Consider the following 20,182-nt stretch of genomic DNA (forward strand, 5'->3'; position numbering starts at 1 on the left):
TATTTATATGAGAGTGAACTTGCATGATGTCAGTCACGTAAGTTGTTAATATTGTGTAAAATAAGGTAAAATTAATAAAACATCAATTTTAAAATGATTAAATCATTTTTGTAACGAGCGTGTCGCAATTAGTGCAATTTTGCTTGTTATGACAGTGGTTTGTATCGTTTTATATCAAGTGATGCGGTGTTAATTAGAGAGGGAAGAAGCAGGTGGAAGCATGCACGTTTTTGAAACATTACTTATATTTCTTATTCTGGTGATTATCAGTTCGTTGATCCATGTATTCTTACCTAAAGTACCCCTAGCATTCATACAAATTATTCTAGGTGGATTGTTGTACGTGACACCAATCCCAGTAGAATTCCACTTCGATAGTGAACTCTTCATGGTCCTCATCGCGCCACTCCTATTCGTTGAAGGGGTGCACGTCTCGCGTGTTCACCTGGGACGATACATACGACCTGTCCTCATGATGGCGATGGGACTCGTCGTGACGACCGTGATTGTCGTCGGCCTTTTCGTTCATTGGATTTGGCCTGAATTACCACTCGCAGCGGCCTTTGCGTTAGCGGCGATTCTCTGTCCGACTGATGCAGTGGCCGTTCAAGCGATTACGAAAGGTAAAGTGTTACCTAAAGGTGCAATGACCATTTTAGAAGGAGAGTCACTACTCAACGATGCTGCAGGTATCATTTCATTCAAGATTGCGGTAGCGACGTTAATAACTGGCGCATTTTCACTATGGGATGCGATTGGTCAATTCCTCATTTCATCTATTGGTGGATTCCTCGTCGGTTTAGCGATTGGTGTACTCCTCGTTAGATTTAGAGTGACATTAACACGTCGAGGTATTGAAAACATTAATATGTTTACCTTTATTCAGTTACTCACACCGTTTGTCACATATCTCGTCGCTGAAATGTTTCATGCCTCAGGTATTATCGCTGCAGTAGTGGCTGGTCTGGTCCACGGTTTCGAACGAGATCGTATTGCACAGGCTCGGACACGGTTACAGATGAGCTACAACCATACGTGGAATATTTTAAGCTATGCGTTAAATGGTTTTGTCTTTTCAATATTAGGATTTTTAGTACCAGAAGTTGTGGGTCGTATTATTACGAATGAACCTCACAATCTACTCTTTCTCATCATTGTAACGGTATTAGTAGCAATCGCACTTTATCTCTTTCGCTTTTTATGGGTTTATGTGCTCTATCCGTATTTCTACTTACCGATTAGTCCCTTCCAAAAGTTAATGATGTTTAAAGACGAATCCGAAGCATCGACCGAACAACCACCAAAACGAAGCATGTATGCGTTAATCATGTCGTTGTGCGGGGTGCACGGTACGATTTCACTCGCGATTGCGTTGACGTTGCCTTACATTTTAGGGAATCAGCAAGAGTTTATCTATCGTGATGATTTACTCTTCATCGCGTCATGTATCGTCATCATTAGCTTAGTAGTCGCTCAAGTCGTGTTACCGCTCGTAACACCGGCGATGACAGAACCGAAAGTAAAAGGACTTAATTTTAAAGAAGCAAGAATTTATATTTTAGAACAAGTCATCGAAATGTTACATAAGAAAGCGACTGAGCATTCAAGCTATCGCTATGGCAATGTGATTAAAGAATATCTAGATAAGCTTGCATTTTTAAAATCAGTGGAAAATGAGGATGAAAATTCAACCGAACTCGAACGATTACAAAAAATCGCATTCGATGAAGAAAGTAAGACGCTCAATATGCTTGTCAAAGAAGGCGACATTACGAGCAATATGTTGGATAACTACATGAGATATGCAGAGCGCACACAAGTATTTAAACAAGCATCACTCATTCAAAGGGTGAAAGTAGAGTTAAGCACATTCGTGTTGAAACTTCGTTTGCGCCGGAGAATTAAAACCAATGCTGCATCTCCGCTCGCGATAGTCGATAACTTAAACGAAATCGCTAAGATGATGCGTATCGTGCATTATCACGTCGTGCGTAGACTGAGTGAGGAGACCACAGAAGATAACAAGCTAGAGGTGGGTATGATTTGTGATAGTTACTTAATGCGTATCGATAATCTGACGCCCGCTAACTTTTTAAACCAAGCGTATCAAGATCACTTAACGAAGATTAAGTTAAATGCGTTAAAAGAACAGCGTCGAATTCTTGCTGAGTTGCTTGAAGAAGGCGAGATTACTGAAACGACAGCATTGAAAATCAGAGAAGCCATCAACTATGATGAAATGGTTGTCGTCGATCGGGTAACTTAATCTCATCAAAGGTATAAGAACAACATGGCATGCCGTTGAAGAGGCAACCAGCACAGTATAATCATCAGCTAGAACAACAAATGACTGCACTTATTCGTGTCATCAGACATACGAGTGCAGTCATTTTTATAAAGTGGTATGATGTTCATTTTTGAGTGAGGTCATGCTCTAATTGCGTCGTTGTTATGACCGACGGAGCTTTTGTTTCATCACTTTAACTAGAAATCTTGGAATACTTTGGAGTCGATTCAGACGTTTCCAATCAATAAGTACGCGGTAGATCCATTCGATATTTAAACGTTGAAAGAGTTTAGGTGCACGCTTTTTAGCGCCACTAAAGACTTCAATTGCGCCACCAATACCGATGCACACCGTTTGGGAAAAGTGAGATTGAAAACGTTCGATCCACTGTTCTTGTTTGGGATAGCCCATACCGACAAAGAGATAGTCTGGATTGAATTGTTGAATATCTTCTGCAATCTGGTCATCTTCAACGTCAATATAACCATGGTGTGAGGCAAACGTGACATTTGGGAAGCGTTGTGACAAGCGGTTTTGCGCCTCTCTAACGATCTCTTGTTTGGCACCTAACAAATAGACGCGTTGATGGCGTTCATTAGCAAGCGAGAGGCACGCTTCCATCAACTCAATGCCAGGAACGCGGGTTTGAAGCGGTGTGCGTAATATTTTGCTGGCGAGTACAATCCCTGTGCCGTCCGGTACGACATAATTTGCACGATTGATTAATCTCAAGTAGTCCGGATGCATCGTCGCATAATCAATGATTTCAGGATTTGCAGTGACGATAAAGAGATTCTCATCATGGGGTTGGTTAAAAAATTGATTGATGTCATGCGTCATATCCGTCATAGAAACATTATCGAAATAGACAGATAGGACATTCACTTTGTTGTGGTGTGTGCGTTCAGTTTCAGTCATGTTCTTTCTCCTTGTTGACAGATGTCGTGTACGATGATTCTACATCGTGTTTTTTATTTCACTCTATCATGCCACATGTGGAGTCAGATTTAAATACGTCTAAAGTCTAAATGTTTAACAGAAATGATTCATTTATAATAAAAGAAAAGGCCGATGAAACTTACAGTCAGGTATTTCGTTCTCTTGCATGGCGACTGAAGAGACGATTGCGAAAATATAACACAATTGAGGTATGGTTATGCAAACGTTACATACATGGTTAGGCGCAACATTTGAGCTACATATTGAATATGTCATCTTGATTGCGCTTGCTTACATTTTAATTCATTATTATCGAAACAAATCCTTCGTGCGATATTTCGATATTATTTTAAATTACATCCCGGTCTTAACCCATGAGATGGGGCACATCCTGTTTAATAAAATAGGTGGTGGAAAAGCAAGAGACCTGGTCATTGTTGTCAGACCTTCTGAGCGTATTGCGACGTCTCAGCAAGGCTATGCCGTCACTCAGTCTAGTGGCACATTGGGTCATGTCATCACCACGTTAGGTGGTTACGTGATGCCACCGATTATGTTAGGACTCGGTTTTCTATTAATAAACAGTCAATATCCGAGTATATTTATCGTGTGTTATCTCATCATCTTTAGTTATTTTCTTTTTCTTACGTCACGTAAAGCAGTGCCGATTCTTGTCGTACTCGGATTGATAGGCAGTTTATATCTATTGTTACAACAACCACAAAATATTTCTCTGATTGTGGTGATTGCAATCGTCTATCACTTTTTCTTAGGAACGCTACTCGGTGAAGTCCTCCAGTCTACGTGGACGATCGTTAAGCTAACATTAGCACGTGGACAAGTCAGTTGGGATGGCACGACGTTAAATGAACTCACACGTATCCCAACATTTGTGTTTACATTCTTTTGGATCGTCGTGAATCTTTTTTCACTATATTATATTACTACGCATTATTTATGATAAAAAAACAGGTTACGATAACGGAAAAATGTTGTGAATGAGCCAATGAGGTTAGAGCTCACTACAGCATACATCGGTTTCCTTATCGTAGCCTGTTTTATTGTGCTTCATTATTTTCAGCGAAGATATGCGTTGCATTATCATAGCTCAAAATAATTAAATGTTCTTCTTTTTTAACCATGATCACTTTGTTCGTATCATCTTTATTTACGATTTCAACTGTATCCCCAATAGAGATATGTTTACTTGATAAATAGATTAACAATTCTGTACGATCACTCACACGTTTGATTGTGACATGGTCTCCTTCCTCATACGCAAGTAAATTCGTCGTATAAATCTCTTTATATTCATTGTTACGAGGAATGATACCACCGTGCGGGCACGTTTCAGGATAATCTAAAAATTTATCCAAACGATCAGCAAATAATTGAGAGACACGGTGTTCTAAGATTTCAGCCTCTTGATGCACTTCTTCCCAACTATATTCTAAAACTCTAATCAAGAATAATTCGATTAAACGGTGACGTTTGATGATATCTAGTGTATAAGATAAACCTTGTTCTGTTAGTTTGACCCCTTTATATGGTTTCGTTTTGACGTAACCGGTTTGTTCAAGGCGGTTCACCATTTCACTGACAGAAGGCGGTCTAATATTTAAGTAATTGGATAATGTTTTGTTGGTTACAAACCGACTATCCCCATCATGTTTAAGGATAGCTTTAAGATAGTCTTCTTTTTCTTCGTTTAACATTGAATCACCTCACTTAACATTCACCTTATTGTATCACGAAATAACTTGACAAGCTAAAAGTTAGAGGTATACTATAATTATTGTTAGGTTTACCTAAAAATATATTAAGGAGAATGAACAAATGTTAACAGTTAAGGACCTAAATTTAACATTAGGTCACAAACAGGTACTATCAGATATTAATTTAGAAATACCCGTTGAGGGAGAAATCATCGGTATTATGGGGCCAAACGGTGCTGGGAAATCATCATTGCTGAAATCAATTATTGGGGAGTTTCATGCAACTGGTGAAGTGAAATTAAACGGTAAAGATACAACGAGCCAACTTAAATCGATTACTTACATACCACAAAAGGCACAAATCGACTTAGATTTTCCGATTAGTGTGGAAGATGTCATTATCTCAGGCGCTTACAAAGATATAGGTTGGTTCAAGTTTGTAAAATCAAATACAAAACAGAAGTTAACAGAACTACTCGACACATTGAAACTCACGTCATTACGCCACAACCAGATTTCTGAGTTGAGTGGGGGGCAATTACAACGTGTCTTAATAGCGAGAGCGTTAATGTCCGAAAGTGACGTTTACTTCTTAGATGAACCTTTTGTCGGCATCGACTTCCAAAGTGAACAACTCATCATCCAGCAATTACAAGCACTTAAAGCACAAAATAAATTAATGTTGATCGTGCATCACGATTTATCTAAAGCATCAGAGTACTTTGACAGAATTATTTTACTCAATAAAACAGTCCGTTATTTCGGTGATAGTCAAGAAGCGGTGGAATCAGATAAATTGAATAAAACGTTTTTAACGAATCCGAATGACTCAGAAAGTAATATAGAAAGTGTGTGAATAACATGGATTTTTTGCAACATTTATTTGACTATCAATTCTTAAACCGTGCTTTAATTACCTCTATTGTTGTAGGTATTGCTTGTGGAACAGTTGGGAGCTTGATCATTTTACGTGGCTTGTCACTGATGGGAGACGCGATGAGTCACGCTGTGTTACCCGGGGTAGCACTCTCCTTTGTATTTGGTATTCCTATGTTTATCGGTGCACTTATCTCCGGTATGCTAGCGAGTCTGTTTATCGGTTTTATCTCCAATAACAGTAAGACGAAATCAGACGCAGCGATAGGGATTAGCTTTACCGCATTCTTAGCAGCTGGGGTTATCATCATCAGCTTAGTGAACAGTGCGACAGATTTACAGCACATTCTATTTGGTAACTTACTCGCTGTAACGAACAGCACATTGATGTCGACAGTCATTGTCAGCGCGATTGTAATTGCGCTTATCATTATTTTTTACAGACCATTGAAAATATCTACCTTTGATCCAACATTTAGTAGAATGAGTGGCTTGAATACAGGCTTAATCCATTACTTTATTATGTTACTCTTATCACTTGTTACAGTCGCAAGTATTCAAACAGTAGGTATTATCTTAGTTGTTGCTTTACTTGTAACACCAGCTTCAACTGCATTCTTAATCTGTAAAAAATTACATACGATGATGATTGTTGCCAGCCTAATCGGTGTCGTAAGTTCGATTGTCGGACTCTTCTTTAGTTACATCTATAACATACCAAGTGGTGCGACAATTGTACTCTGTGCATTCCTCATTTATGTCATTGTGTTTGCAGCTCAAAAATTAAAATTTAAAGTTCAGAAGGGATAGATAATATGAAAAAAATTGCAGTCTTATTGATGGCTTTACTCGTTTTCCTAGCAGCTTGTGGTCAAGGTGGCGGAAGCAGTGAAGGCAACGATGAAGGTAACAAAGGTGAAAAGCTTAACGTCGTAACAACGAACTCAATTCTTTATGATATGGTGAAAAACGTAGCTGGAGATAAAGTTGAAGTACACAGTATCGTACCGATTGGACAAGATCCACACGAATACGAAGTGAAACCGAAAGATATTCAACAAATCACTGATGCAGATGTCGTTTTCTATAATGGTTTTAACCTTGAAACAGGTAACGGTTGGTTCAACAAAGCGTTAGAACAAGCAGATAAATCATTAGACGATGATGAAGTCGTCGCTGTTTCTGATAAAGTAGATCCTATTTATTTAAATGGTGAAGAGAAAAAAGATTCTAATCGTGACCCTCACGCATGGTTGAGTTTAAGTAACGGTGTGAAATATGTTGAAGCCATTCAAGATACATTAGAAAAACAAGATAAAAACAACAAAGATGATTATAAAAAAGACGGTGACAAATACATCGATAAATTGAAACAATTAGATAAAGACAGTAAAGATAAATTCGATGATATTGACGAAGATGACCGTAACATGATCACAAGTGAAGGTGCATTCAAATACTTCGCACAAAACTTTGATATCAACGCAGGTTACATTTGGGAAATCAACACTGAAAAAGAAGGTACACCAGAACAAATGAAACAAGCAACTAAATTCGTGGAAGACAACGATGTAAAACACTTATTAGTTGAAACAAGTGTTGATTCAAGAAGTATGGAAAGTTTAAGTGAAGAAACAGACAGAGATATCATCGGTAAAGTCTACACAGACTCTATCGGTAAAGAAGGTAGCGATGGTGATTCATACTACGACATGATGAAACACAACATCGATATCGTGCATAAAAGCATGGAAAAATAATCTTAGTTCAATGAGAACATGTTAAACAACGATGTGAGCGGGGCCCTCTATGTCTTAATCATCGGTACGTAGAGGTGCCTTCCATAACATCGCTAAAAATGAGAGATAATTTGATGCATACATACCTCGCATCAAACCAATATAAGCATTACGCAAAACCAAGGTGGATGAATCAAGAGAATATTTAAACAGATATTGTCTTGAGTAGTCCCATATCGTACGTACACCTCCAAAATAACCATAGAAGCTTTCAATTGATAGGCGTACCACGTCTACATAAGCTGACCTCGTATGACTACAATTGTTCGTATAGTTAGAGTGAAAACCATATGAGTCACTTATGATGGCATTTATAATACGTACGATATGGTGGTATTCAAGCTTAAATAATCAGCAAGCGTATAGACGGTTGTTAATCCTCCCCCGTTTAACGCGACAAAGCCCCTACATGAGATTGATGGCTCATGTAGGGGTTTTTTATGTAATAAGCTAGATTTTCTACAATTTATTTATGGTTTCCCTTAATATAATGAAAGCGACGGTCTCCTATTGTATTAAGATATCGTCGCTTTTATTCGTGTTTGATATTTAAATATCATAGTTTATTTTGCTTATCTTTATTTTTTAGCTTGATAAATATTGGAAGTAATAATAGAAAAAAGATAGCCAAATTCATCTAAATAACCTCCTATAAAAAGTAGAAATTTGCATAATTTATGGAAACGCTTACTTAATCAAAATAAATATATCATTTTTTGACGCCTAAAACAATGATTTATTTTATATAATAGATTTAACAAACAATATAAAATGCCCTTTAATGTATCATTATAGTTTCACAGATACATTAAAGGGCTGATCATTATTACTTAAACGCATGACTCTGTTTGAACTGTTAAGGGGATATAAGGGTAAAAGGGTTTAGTTTTTTGAGTCTCGTTATGATTTATGATTAACCTCTGTTGCTCAGCGGTTAATGTGATATTGGTATCATGCGTATATATTCATGCATAGACGGTTTTACTGGTTAAGGGTTTTATTTCGCGTTATAACTTGCGCTAGAGATCTGACCGCCTGAAACAATCACGTCTTTGTCTTGGAAAGGTTCATTGTTAAAGAAGCGGGTCAAGATATCTTTGACACCTGCTTCAATACGTTCTTGGGCTTCTAATGTCATACCTGAATAGTGAACGGTCATACCATTTCGTGGCATTGAACGCCATGGATGATCTGCTGGAGCAGGTTGAGGGTACCAAACATCACCGGCATAACCTTGAATGTGTTCACTTTCTAAGTTTTTGACTAAATCATCTTTATTTACGATTTTACCTCTGGCAGTATTGACTAAGTAGCTGCCTTCTTTCATTTTACTTAATACATCATCGTTGAATAAATCTTCAGTTTCTGGTGTAAGTGGTGAATGAATCGTAATGGCATCACTCGTTTGTACAAGGGTGTCGAAATCTACGAATTGAGAGTGCTCAGTGTCTTGTTGATTGATCGGATCGTAGTGTTGTAATTTAACGTTAAATGGGACGAGACGATCAGCTACTAGTTGGCCAATACGTCCGAAACCAAAGATGCCGATGGTTTTATTTTGTAGTTCATGTGCATGATTACCTACTTGTGATAGTTTCCATTCACCTTCTTTAGCTTGGCGGTGACCTTCTTCATAGTTGCGTAGTAAGATTAATAAGTCCATCACTGCATGTTCAGCGACACTGACGGTATTACTACCTGTGACTTCAACGACACCGACATTGTTTTCGCTTGCCGCTTGTAAATCTACATGGTCTGAACCAACCCCTGCAGTGATTGCGAGTTTAAGGTTAGGTGCTTGTTCAAGACGTTCTTTCGTCATGTATGCTGGATAGAATGGCGCACTGATCACGACATCCATATCTGCCAAATGTTTATCTAAGTCTGCTTCTCCATCGTTTAAAATAACGAGTTCATGACCTTTGTCTTGAAAAAATGGTTTGAGGCCAATCGCTTTATCGCTATTCAATAGTTGATTGTCTTGGCCTGCTTCAGCCTCTGGGAATAATGCTACAATTTTCATACATAAAACACTCCTTCATATAAAGATTTATTGTTTAGTTAGGACGTAATGGACGCTGTGACATGATTAGAAAATACAAAAATACCCGATGCGTTTTGTACGTACCACCTCCTTTAAATGGCATGAATCAAGCGTCTGTTGATTAAGCATTTAGCAGAAGGGAGTAGCATACAAGCACCGGGTACTCTATACCAATCCCTATATTGAAAATGTTCATTTCAATATAGCTATGTGTTATTCTTCTATATTTTGATCGAAGACGAAGATTGAAACGACTTCATCGTCTTCAAGTGAGATATCTGTAAATAATTTCACGAATTTTGCACCAACGAGTTCTTCCATCTCTGTGGGAGGCTCTTTTTGATACAATGCTTTGATTTCTTCTGTTCTACCGTATTTCAGCATACTTTCGAAATCTTTATTTTGTAAGTAAAAGTTTTCTACTTTACTCAAACTGCCAGTCATGTGAGCGATAGCCCAATTATCTTTGAAGAACACCTTTATCGTGTCTGGGCCTTTACCGATATAAGCTTTACGGTATTTGCGCACGAGGTTGGCAAAGGTTTGAACTTTGTCTGAGTTTGCGATGTGCTCACCCCATTTAATTCTTACTGATTTTGGTTTCACTAAGAATTCTATTTCATCATAATCCGTTTTTAATGATATGAAAAGCGTTTTGCTTAAGTGACTCATTCATTTTCAAAATTATAAATTGAAAATAAACACGTTATCTAATTTTTATTTTACAGTAAAACGTGACTGATCAAGGTTCGATCTAAATTGTTTTTGCTCTGCTTTAGATTTTTGTTTGAAATCTTTAAGGAAAGCTTCATATTCGGGTAACACTTCATTAAGCTCACCGTATTGTTTTAACTTTCCACCTTCAATCCATGCAATTTTCGTACAGAAATCACGGACTTGTTTCATGTTATGGCTGACGAAGAAAATCGTCTTACCTTGTTGCTTATATTGATAAATTTTATCTAAACATTTTTGTGTAAACGTTTGGTCCCCGACAGAAAGGGCTTCATCGATGACTAAAATGTCAGGATCCACTGTGATATTAATCGCAAAGCCGAGTTTTGCACGCATTCCACTTGAATATTTCTTCACCGGTTGATAAATAAATTCACCGAGTTCGCTGAATTCAACGATTTCTGGTGTCAGTGCTTTAATTTGTTTACGCTTAAAGCCCATGCACAACATCTTAAATTCAATATTATCAATACCAGAGAGTTGCGCATTTAAGCCTGCGTTGATAGCGATGACACTTACGATACCATTCCGTTTGATGCTACCCTCAGTAGGCGTAAGAGAACCGCCAATCATATTACTAAGTGTGGATTTACCGGAACCATTAATACCGACAAGGCCAATGACGTCACCTTCATATGCGGTGAGTGAAAAATCTTTCATCGCGTAAAATGTTTTGTTTTTATGAAATGGAATGAATGCATCCTTCAGTCGCTCTTTATTATTGCGATAGATACGGTATTCTTTCGTTATATGTTCAATGTTTACCGATACGTTCATCATGATACCTTCCTTATTTACAATTGAGCTTATTATATTATACCTTAAAACTATTGTGAAATTTATTAACCTATTGTAAAGTAAATGGGTATGATTTACCAATAGGTTCTCGCAGCTTCATAATCATAGGCATAGTACCATGAAATGACGCGAACACAACGGTTAAATATACGAAAACTAAAAAATAGGACGTTTTATTGATAAATAGCATTGAACTAAATGAAAAATATAAGACTGATTATGCTGAAACAAAGAAGAATCAGGTATAATAGAAAAAAACAAAGCAGCGCATATTTCAGTCGAAAGTGTGGTTTATTAAATGAAAGCAGTTTGGACTGTTCTAAAGGAACATGTAAAGAACTTTTATCTTATTCAAAGATTAGCCCAGTTCCAAATCAAAATTGAAAACACGAATAACTATCTGGGCTCAGCATGGGAAGTCATCAACCCAGCAATGCAAATCCTCGTTTATTGGTTTGTATTCGGTTTGGGGTTCCGTCAAAATCAGCCCATCCATGGCATTGATTTTATCTATTGGCTGTTAGTCGGTATCAGCATGTGGTTCTTTGTGAACCAAGGTGTACTCGAAGGGGCTAAAGCGATTACGATGAAATACAACCAAGTTGCTAAGATGAACTTCCCGTTATCGATCATTCCAACGTATATCGTTACAAGTCGATTCTACGGCCATATCGCATTGTTAATCGTCATCATGATTATCTGTGCGTTCGCAGGTTATCCGCCGACAATCTATGCGGTACAGTTACTTATTTATGTCCCATTCGCATTCTTGTTAACGGCATCCATTGCCCTCGTCACATCGACATTAGGGGTTATCATTCGCGATACCCAAATGGCGTTACAAGCATTTATGCGTATCGTCTTTTACGTTTCTTCTATATTATTCTTACCTCCAGAAGGGATTGTGAAAGATATCGTTCAATTGAACCCAGTCTACTTCTTAGCAGAGTCTTATCGTTCTGCGATACTTTATCACGAGTGGTGCTTTATCGAACATTGGGAACTATTTGTATACAATATCTGTATTGTTGTCGTGTTATTTGTACTCGGTTCAATCCTTCACATGCGCTATCGTGATCATTTTGCAGACTTTATGTAACAAACAAAATTCAATCAATCGGAGACAGACATACCGTCGCTTTGTGGTGAGGGTATGTCTTTTTGTATGGTTGCGTACTGTGTGTCATTTTCTTTTGTAAAATAATAGTCGCAAAAGACTTCGTTTTTCTATAATTCAGCGTGTGAACAAGCTATAATGTATAGTGATTTCATGCAAAAGTAGGGGCCTACATCATATGATGAATGAAACGGCGTGAACTTTTGTAGATGAGTGGTGAAAACAATGAGACAACTGATTAAACAAACGTATTTAACGATTATTCGTATATTAAATGTGATTTTCTATATGAATCGTATTAAACCGCAACACATTGTGGTTATGATGACCTTTCCAGAAGATGTATTACCGATCATTCGTGAACTCGATCAACGTGGATATCGACTTTCGGTCATCGCAAAGAGCAAAGATCGTGCATTGTTAACTCCTTTTAAGCAAGTGACTTATGTTCCAGCGGGTAACAAACAGGTTTTTAAACAGGTGAAAGTATTGAGTTCATCAAGTGTGATCATTATCGATACGTATTATTTACTCCTCGGTGGTTTTCATAAGAAAAAAGGACAAACTGTGATCCAAACCTGGCATGCAGCTGGCGCGTTGAAATACTTTGGTCTAAAGGATCATCAAGTAGATTTAAATAACCCACGTATGGTGAAACAATACCGCAGCGTGTATGATACGACAGATTATTATCTCGTAGGCGGAGAACCTATGGCAACGTGTTTCAGAGAAGCGTTCGAAGTCAATGATGACCACATTTTACGCATAGGATTACCGCGGTTGGTTCCTTACTGTAAAATGGATGTTATGGCTGAACAACAACGATTGAAAGCCACGCATGGTATAGCAGGTCCGTTAGCTATATACGTACCGACATATAGGGAACACCAACAAGCCAATCGATCCATTGATCCTGAACAGTTGCACGCTACCTTACCAGAATTTACAATCATCAATAAACGTCATCCTGCTGTTGCAGATCAAGCGCAAACAACTATTTCTTTACAAGAACTCATGACGATGGCAGATTTGATTATCACAGATTACAGTTCATTAGCGATTGAAGCGAGTTTATTAAATAAACCGGTATTATTTTATGTATATGATGAAGCAGATTACGATAGAGAACGTGGATTGAATCACTATTATCAAGCTATTCCTGAACAATATAAAGCTTATGATACTGTGCAATTGTTTGAGAAATTGACGCATTTTACTCATCATGGGAATCAATGGAAGCCATTATTTAAAGATTGGCATACGTATAATAGTAGACACAGTCTAGCGCAGTTAATTGCGTTTATAGAAAGGATTACGGTGTAATAATGAAAATTTCAATAATCATTCCTGTATACAATGCAGCCGATACCATATATAGAACGGTGCACTCAATCGATACGAAACGAGATACGGAGATTATATGTATAAACGACGGTTCAACAGATGAAACGGCTGACCGATTAGAGACATTGAAGCAACAATTTCCAACTATGAAAGTGATTCATCAAGAAAATCAAGGTGCAGCAGCGAGTCGAAATAAAGGCTTGAGTCACATGACCGGAGATGCGTTCATGTTTATCGATGCAGATGATGAATTTTTAACGAGTCGTATTGATTTAATGGCTGATGCATTTGAAGAAGATTCCAATATAGACATTGTGGTGGGTCAGCTCGGACGAGATTATCACGGAGAATGGAAAGCCATACCGACGCATCAACCTATTCAAAAACATGAAAAAGTGACATTCGCTCAGTGTCCTGAATTACTCCAATCTATTGGCCCAGGGGCTAAATTGTTTGATGCAAAATTGAATGATTTACGTTTCGATACAGATGTCGTGTTTTGTGAAGAACATACATTTATGACCCAAGCCTATAAACGCGCGAGTGATATACAACTGTTACCACAAGTCGTTTACGGCTATAATCAACAATCAGGTTCTGTGACGGAGCAGCGTGTCGACCGTTTCCATGATTATATGAAAGATGCGTTAAAAGTAAGAAAACGTGTGATGGATGCGCTGATGTTATTAGACTTACGCTTATATTATAGTTATCGCATGGATGAACTGATCGTGAGTTACTTAATTCAAGGCTACTTAACCGCCCATTCAACTCTGTCACAAGAGATTATCGATGACGTGACGGAATATATCGAAGCGATGCAACATACCGATTATGATGGGGGTGCCTTATTTCGCATTGTAAAAGCAGTCGAACAAGCCGGCACCGGATGGACAAAGTCAATTTATGAAGAGTGGCAACAAACGTTAATCGGTGTAGGCATTAAACGCCCTCAATATTATATCTTTAAAGCGAAAGTATTACCAAAACGGTTAAATTATAAAGGAAAAACACAATTGAAGCGGCGCTTTAAAAAGTAGAAATGAGTCTCTGTATATTTGCTAGACGGCATGAAGGTTCTGTGCTAAGATGTTAAGAAATTGTAAACATCCGCAGATAAAGGAGATAAAACAGAACGATGAAACGTGTCATAACATATGGAACGTATGACCTTTTACATTATGGACATATCGAATTATTACGAAGAGCAAGAGAAATGGGCGATTACCTCGTTGTCGCATTATCTACAGATGAATTTAATCGAATTAAAAACAAAAAATCTTATTATAACTATGAACAACGCAAAATGATGCTCGAATCCATTCGCTATGTTGATTTAGTCATACCCGAATCGAACTGGGACCAAAAGCCCCAAGATGTCGAGACGTATGATATTGATATCTTCGTTATGGGTCACGATTGGGAAGGCGAATTTGATTTTCTCAAAGATCAGTGTGAAGTGATTTATTTAAACCGTACAGAAGGTATTTCAACAACACAAATCAAACGCGAATTATACGGAGAAAATGCGAGATAGTTTAGTATCAAATCGACGAATATCCCCACGATATAGGGTGAAACTTAAACCTATATTGTGGGGTGTTTTGTTTTAGAAAGATGTTGTATATGATGAACGCAATTAGATGAATAAATGATTTCTATCTTCATCTGCTTTTAGATAACGTTAGTTTTGTTTCAATAAAAGGTGTTATAATCAAAATGACAAAAAAGGATGTGTCTACATAGGAACATCTCGTTATCCCATACCTCTAATTCTTTATGATGTTGAAAAGATCAATGAAAGATAATTGAGAGAGCAAGAATGAACGTATATTTTTGAATACATATCTGATCTTTAATATAAGGAAATGAGGAAAGAAAAATAAATAAGAGAGGTTACACAATGAAACAACAGAATCCTTTGTTCTTTTTATTTAAGAAATTTAAGTGGCCTAAAGGGTTAATTATAACGGCTGTTATTATTTCTTCATTAGGAAGCTTCTCTGGGCTACTCGTACCATTATTTACCGGGAAATTAGTTGATAATTTTTCTTTTTCCGATATCAATGGCACGTTTATCGTTGGTTTTGCCGTTGTATTTATTCTGAATACCATTTTAAGTGGGCTAGGTATTTATCTATTAAGTAAAATAGGTGAAAAAATTATATACGCGATTCGTTCAGTATTATGGCAACATATTATTCATCTTCGTATGCCATTCTTCGACCAAAATGAAAGTGGTCAACTGATGAGTCGTTTAACGGATGATACGAAAGAAATTAATAATTTCATTTCGCAAAAGTTACCGACATTATTCCCGTCCGTGATTACATTGATTGGTTCTTTAATCATGTTATTTGTCATGGATTGGAAAATGACTTTACTCACATTCATCACGATCCCGGTTTTCGTGTTGATCATGATTCCGCTTGGTAAAGTCATGCAGAAGATTTCTACTCAAACACAAAGTGAAACAGCTAATTTTAGTGGGCTGCTCGGTCGTGTATTGACTGAAATGCGTTTAGTCAAAGTATCGAATACGGAAGGCTTAGAACTAAAAAAAGCGCACGATAATTTAGATGAAATTTATAAACTTGGATTAAAACAAGCGAAAATTGCGGCAGTCATTCAGCCTATATCAGGACTCATTATGCTATTTACGATAGCGATCATCCTTGGATTTGGTGCGATTCGCATTGCTTCAGGCGCGATTACAGCAGGGACATTAATCGCTATGATTTTCTATGTACTTCAATTGTCAGTGCCTCTCGTGGAATTATCGACGTTAATCACAGATTATAAACGTGCAGTAGGGGCAAGTAGTCGTATTTATGAAATTATGAATGAACCCAAAGAAACAATTGAACTTAAAAATCCGACACCATCAAGTGACGTCAAAGATGGTAGCCTTCGTTTTGATGATGTGAACTTCAAGTATGATGTCACACCTATTTTAAAAAATGTGTCGTTTGAAATCTTGCCGAACAAAGTGACAGCATTCGTCGGTCCTTCAGGGTCAGGTAAGAGTACGATCTTCAATGTGATTGAACGAATGTATGAGATTGAGTCAGGATCGATTACATATGCGGATCGTTCGATTTATGACATTCCGCTAGCTGCTTGGCGTCATAAAATCGGTTATGTCATGCAATCTAATGCCATGATGAATGGTACAATAAGAGATAACATTTTATACGGAATCAATCGCGAAGTTTCTGATGACGAACTCATCGAGTATACCAAACTCGCCAACTGTCATGACTTTATCGAACAGTTTGATGAGGGGTATGACACAGTCGTCGGAGAACGTGGATTGAAACTATCTGGCGGGCAACGTCAACGTATAGATATTGCGCGTAGTTTCATTAAAAATCCTAATATCTTGTTATTGGATGAAGCAACGGCCAATTTAGATAGTGAAAGCGAACGTAAAATTCAAGATGCACTTGAAACATTAATGAAAGGACGTACCACAGTCGTCATTGCGCACCGACTTTCTACTATTAAAAAGGCTGAACAAATCATATTTATCGATCAAGGTGAAGTGACGGGTGTAGGTACACACCAAGGCTTGATGGCCTCACACGAAAAATATCAACAATTTGTCGAAACACAGAATTTAACAGAAGAGTGAGGATTAACAAAGGTATCCCCGAAAATCAATAGAAACTTTTTCATATTGGAGCTCCTTTGAGTTATAAAAGTTAATCTATATTATTGTTGTATGCTTCATTAACATAACATAATAACCGTTCATTATTGATGAGAACGTAATTAAATTGTCATAAATACGAACATAAAATTGTTATTTTGTTTGAATGTCCGTCGTGTTATAATAGTTGAGTGAGTTTGAGAGAGAAAAAATCATCGTTGTCATTCACATTTATATCAACTTTCATCATTAGAGATAGTCTAAGTACTTCTTTAACTCATAATGCAATACATATCGTTGTTACTTGTTTTATTGATTAACTTCAATTTTTTGAAAAAAGAATGGTGGGAAAAAACACATGTTTTTAGTTATTAATATCATTGGGTTGTTGGTATTTCTAGGTATTGCTTACATATTTTCTAGAAGTAGAAAAGACATCCATTGGAGCTCAGTTGGGATTTTAGTCGTACTTAACTTGATTCTTGCTTGGTTCTTCATCTACTTCCCTTATGGTAAAAATGCAGTTGAAGGATTAGCAAATGGGATTTCTTGGGTGATTGATTCTGCACATGCTGGGACAGGTTCAGCATTCCCAAGTTTCGTAAATAGGGAAGATATGGATATGGCGATCAGCGCGCTATTCCCAATCTTACTCGTAGTACCGTTATTCGATATCTTGATGTACTTTAATATCCTCCCTAAATTAATGGGTGGTATTGGTTGGTTACTCGCAAAAATTACACGCCAACCTAAATTCGAATCTTTCTTCGGCGTTGAAATGATGTTCTTAGGTAATACTGAAGCATTAGCTGTTTCTAACGAACAATTAAAACGTATGAAAGAAACACGAGTACTTACCGTTGCGATGATGGCAATGAGTTCTGTATCAGGGGCGATTGTCGGCGCTTATGTAACGATGGTGCCAGGGGATCTCGTATTAACGGCGATTCCGCTTAACATCATCAATGCGCTGATTGTGACTGCGATTTTAAACCCAGTTACTTTAGAAGAAAAAGAAGATGTCATCTATAGTATTGAAAACGAAGAAGTAGAGCGTCAACCGTTCTTCTCATTCTTAGGAGATTCAGTACTTGGTGCTGGTAAATTGATCTTAATTATCATCGCATTCCTTATCAGTTTCGTAGCCTTATCAGATTTACTAGACCGTGTGATTCAACTACTTACAGGTCTTGTAGCTAATGGTTTAGGTTTCGAAAAAGGCTTTGGTTTAGACCAAATTCTTGGTGTATTCATGTATCCATTTGCGTTACTCCTAGGTTTACCTTGGGACGAAGCATGGATGGTCGCTCAACAAATGGCGAAAAAAATCGTAACCAACGAATTTGTGGTTATGCAAGAAATTAAAGATGTTATCGATAGTTATTCACCACATAGAAAAGCTGTCTTAACCACATTCTTAATTTCATTTGCGAACTTCTCAACCATCGGTATGATTGTAGGTACGTTAAAAGGTATTGTTGATAAGAAAGCATCCGATTTCATTGCGAAATACGTTCCAATGCTATTGTTATCAGGTATCCTCGTATCACTCATGACTGCTGGCTTTGTAGGATTGTTTGCTTGGTAAGAACTGAATAGACATAAAATAAAAAAGGCCATTAAGGACGTTCATTAACACCTTAATGGTCTTTTAATATGTCATTTATTATGTTAAAAAATTAAAGCCAAGACAATGAAGTGAGGAGACACGTTCATCATTACTTGGCTTTACGGGAAATGAATTAATGGTATGTAAACGCGAAGGACTAAGTCACATTTACATACGTTGAGCAAAAATTTGTTTGTTACTATAAACAACACAAAGGAGATGGCTCCTTGCTGAACATGCTCAGCAAGAAGTTAAAATTTATTATAGCAAATCTCTCACAATACGTAAACGGAAAATTCAGAAATTTAGCAAAATAAATTCTAATGTTCGTCTTTATCATAGAGCAGCGTTAAATGGGCGCTATTGTGGTTTTTACTAATTTTTGCTAATATTCAATTGATTAATATAATTTAAAAGGGGACGTCGAACATGAAAAAATTAGTACGCGATATTATCCTCGTCGTACTTGGCTCGTTTGTCTTTTCAGCGGGGGTCAATTTGTTTATCATTTCTGGTAACCTCGGTGAAGGCGGGGTCACAGGTTTAGCCATCGTACTTTATTATGCTTTTGGACTTTCAACAGGGATTACCAACTTTGTGTTAAATGCGATATTAATTGTGGTAGGCTATAAATTTATAAGTAAACGCAGTATGTATTTGACGATTGTCGCCACGGTATTAATATCAGTCTTTTTGAGTTTAACAGAAGGATGGCATATCGAAACAGGTAATGTCATCGTGAATGCAGTGTTCGGCGGAAGTTGTGTCGGTCTTGGGATTGGAATCATTGTACTTGCAGGGGGCACCACAGCAGGTACAACGATTTTAGCACGTATAGCGACAAAATATTTAGATATTAGTACACCGTATGCGTTGCTATTCTTTGACTTAATTGTCGTGTTAATTTCTACGACAGTCATTCCGATTTCAAGTGCGCTCGTGACAGTTATTTCATTATATATCGGTACGAAAGTCATGGAGTACGTGATCGAAGGTTTAAATACGAAAAAGGCGCTTACGATTATATCTAGTCGGCCTGATGCAGTAGCCAAAGCGATTGATGAACAAGTCGGTCGTGGACTTACTTTATTAAATGGCCGTGGTTATTATACAAAAGAAGAAAAAGATGTCCTCTATGTGGTTATTACGAAAACGCAAATCACAAAAGCGAAACGCATTATTAAGAAAATCGATAACAATGCGTTTATCGTGATTCACGATGTACGTGATGTCTATGGTAATGGTTTCTTAGTCGAGGAACATTAGT

General features: G+C 37.4%; 17 protein-coding genes. 12 read left to right on the forward strand and 5 right to left on the reverse strand.

The window, feature by feature from the left end; genetic code table 11:
• Positions 1-220 precede the first annotated feature (220 nt).
• A complete protein-coding gene (locus tag APS80_RS09665) occupies positions 221-2,266 on the forward strand; it encodes a cation:proton antiporter (protein WP_059108051.1) in 2,046 nt (681 codons plus the stop codon).
• A 183-nt stretch (positions 2,267-2,449) separates the two neighbouring features.
• On the opposite strand, the gene tarA is transcribed toward APS80_RS09665, so the two are convergent.
• Positions 2,450-3,205: an N-acetylglucosaminyldiphosphoundecaprenol N-acetyl-beta-D-mannosaminyltransferase TarA gene (gene tarA, locus APS80_RS09670; protein WP_059108052.1), complete on the reverse strand. Its 756-nt coding sequence runs from the start codon at positions 3,203-3,205 to the stop codon at positions 2,450-2,452.
• 238 nt (positions 3,206-3,443) lie between these two features.
• Here tarA and APS80_RS09675 point away from each other — a divergent pair, with 238 nt between their 5' ends.
• Positions 3,444-4,187: a M50 family metallopeptidase gene (locus APS80_RS09675; RefSeq protein ID WP_059108053.1), complete on the forward strand. Its 744-nt coding sequence runs from the start codon at positions 3,444-3,446 to the stop codon at positions 4,185-4,187.
• A gap of 97 nt (positions 4,188-4,284) precedes the next feature.
• Here the strand turns inward: APS80_RS09675 and APS80_RS09680 are convergent, their stop codons facing one another.
• Positions 4,285-4,941, reverse strand: a complete 657-nt coding sequence (locus APS80_RS09680; RefSeq protein ID WP_059108054.1) for a metal-dependent transcriptional regulator — start codon at positions 4,939-4,941, stop codon at positions 4,285-4,287.
• A 121-nt stretch (positions 4,942-5,062) separates the two neighbouring features.
• Between APS80_RS09680 and APS80_RS09685 the strand changes: the two genes are divergently transcribed.
• Genes APS80_RS09685 through mntC form a run of 3 tightly spaced genes read left to right on the forward strand, consistent with a single transcriptional unit; the run spans position 5,063 to position 7,577 of the window.
• Positions 5,063-5,797, forward strand: coding sequence for a metal ABC transporter ATP-binding protein (locus tag APS80_RS09685; RefSeq protein ID WP_059108055.1), 735 nt, complete (start codon positions 5,063-5,065; stop codon positions 5,795-5,797).
• A 5-nt stretch (positions 5,798-5,802) separates the two neighbouring features.
• A complete protein-coding gene (locus APS80_RS09690; RefSeq protein WP_059108056.1) occupies positions 5,803-6,627 on the forward strand; it encodes a metal ABC transporter permease in 825 nt (274 codons plus the stop codon).
• Between the two features lie 5 nt (positions 6,628-6,632).
• Positions 6,633-7,577, forward strand: coding sequence for a manganese ABC transporter substrate-binding lipoprotein MntC (gene mntC, locus APS80_RS09695; RefSeq protein ID WP_059108057.1), 945 nt, complete (start codon positions 6,633-6,635; stop codon positions 7,575-7,577).
• Positions 7,578-8,613: 1,036 nt separating this feature from the next.
• Here the strand turns inward: mntC and APS80_RS09700 are convergent.
• From APS80_RS09700 to tagH, 3 genes are all read right to left on the reverse strand, one after another.
• On the reverse strand, positions 8,614-9,639 hold the full coding sequence (locus tag APS80_RS09700; RefSeq protein ID WP_059108058.1) for an NAD-dependent formate dehydrogenase: 1,026 nt from the start codon (positions 9,637-9,639) through the stop codon (positions 8,614-8,616).
• 234 nt (positions 9,640-9,873) lie between these two features.
• Complete coding sequence (locus APS80_RS09705; RefSeq protein WP_059108132.1) at positions 9,874-10,227, reverse strand: Na-translocating system protein MpsC family protein; 354 nt, start codon at positions 10,225-10,227, stop codon at positions 9,874-9,876.
• Positions 10,228-10,377: 150 nt separating this feature from the next.
• Positions 10,378-11,172, reverse strand: a complete 795-nt coding sequence (gene tagH / locus APS80_RS09710) for a teichoic acids export ABC transporter ATP-binding subunit TagH (protein ID WP_059108059.1) — start codon at positions 11,170-11,172, stop codon at positions 10,378-10,380.
• A 319-nt stretch (positions 11,173-11,491) separates the two neighbouring features.
• Here tagH and APS80_RS09715 point away from each other — a divergent pair, with 319 nt between their 5' ends.
• From APS80_RS09715 to APS80_RS09745, 7 genes are all read left to right on the forward strand, one after another.
• Positions 11,492-12,292 carry an ABC transporter permease gene (locus tag APS80_RS09715; protein ID WP_059108060.1) on the forward strand — a complete coding sequence of 267 codons (801 nt, stop codon included), beginning with the start codon at positions 11,492-11,494 and terminating at the stop codon, positions 12,290-12,292.
• A gap of 243 nt (positions 12,293-12,535) precedes the next feature.
• On the forward strand, positions 12,536-13,633 hold the full coding sequence (gene tarB / locus APS80_RS09720) for a teichoic acid glycerol-phosphate primase TarB (RefSeq protein WP_059108061.1): 1,098 nt from the start codon (positions 12,536-12,538) through the stop codon (positions 13,631-13,633).
• Between the two features lie 2 nt (positions 13,634-13,635).
• Complete coding sequence (locus tag APS80_RS09725; protein ID WP_059108062.1) at positions 13,636-14,694, forward strand: glycosyltransferase family 2 protein; 1,059 nt, start codon at positions 13,636-13,638, stop codon at positions 14,692-14,694.
• 98 nt (positions 14,695-14,792) lie between these two features.
• Positions 14,793-15,191, forward strand: coding sequence for a glycerol-3-phosphate cytidylyltransferase (gene tagD, locus APS80_RS09730; RefSeq protein WP_059108063.1), 399 nt, complete (start codon positions 14,793-14,795; stop codon positions 15,189-15,191).
• Between the two features lie 366 nt (positions 15,192-15,557).
• Complete coding sequence (locus APS80_RS09735) at positions 15,558-17,288, forward strand: ABC transporter ATP-binding protein (protein ID WP_059108064.1); 1,731 nt, start codon at positions 15,558-15,560, stop codon at positions 17,286-17,288.
• Positions 17,289-17,664: 376 nt separating this feature from the next.
• Positions 17,665-18,894 (forward strand): NupC/NupG family nucleoside CNT transporter, encoded by a 1,230-nt coding sequence (locus APS80_RS09740; protein WP_059108065.1) that lies wholly within the window; start codon positions 17,665-17,667, stop codon positions 18,892-18,894.
• A gap of 450 nt (positions 18,895-19,344) precedes the next feature.
• Positions 19,345-20,181, forward strand: a complete 837-nt coding sequence (locus APS80_RS09745) for a YitT family protein (protein ID WP_059108066.1) — start codon at positions 19,345-19,347, stop codon at positions 20,179-20,181.
• The last annotated feature ends 1 nt before the right edge of the window (position 20,182 follow it).

Origin of the sequence: Staphylococcus auricularis (genome assembly GCF_001500315.1) — a bacterium.
GTDB lineage: Bacteria > Bacillota > Bacilli > Staphylococcales > Staphylococcaceae > Staphylococcus > Staphylococcus auricularis.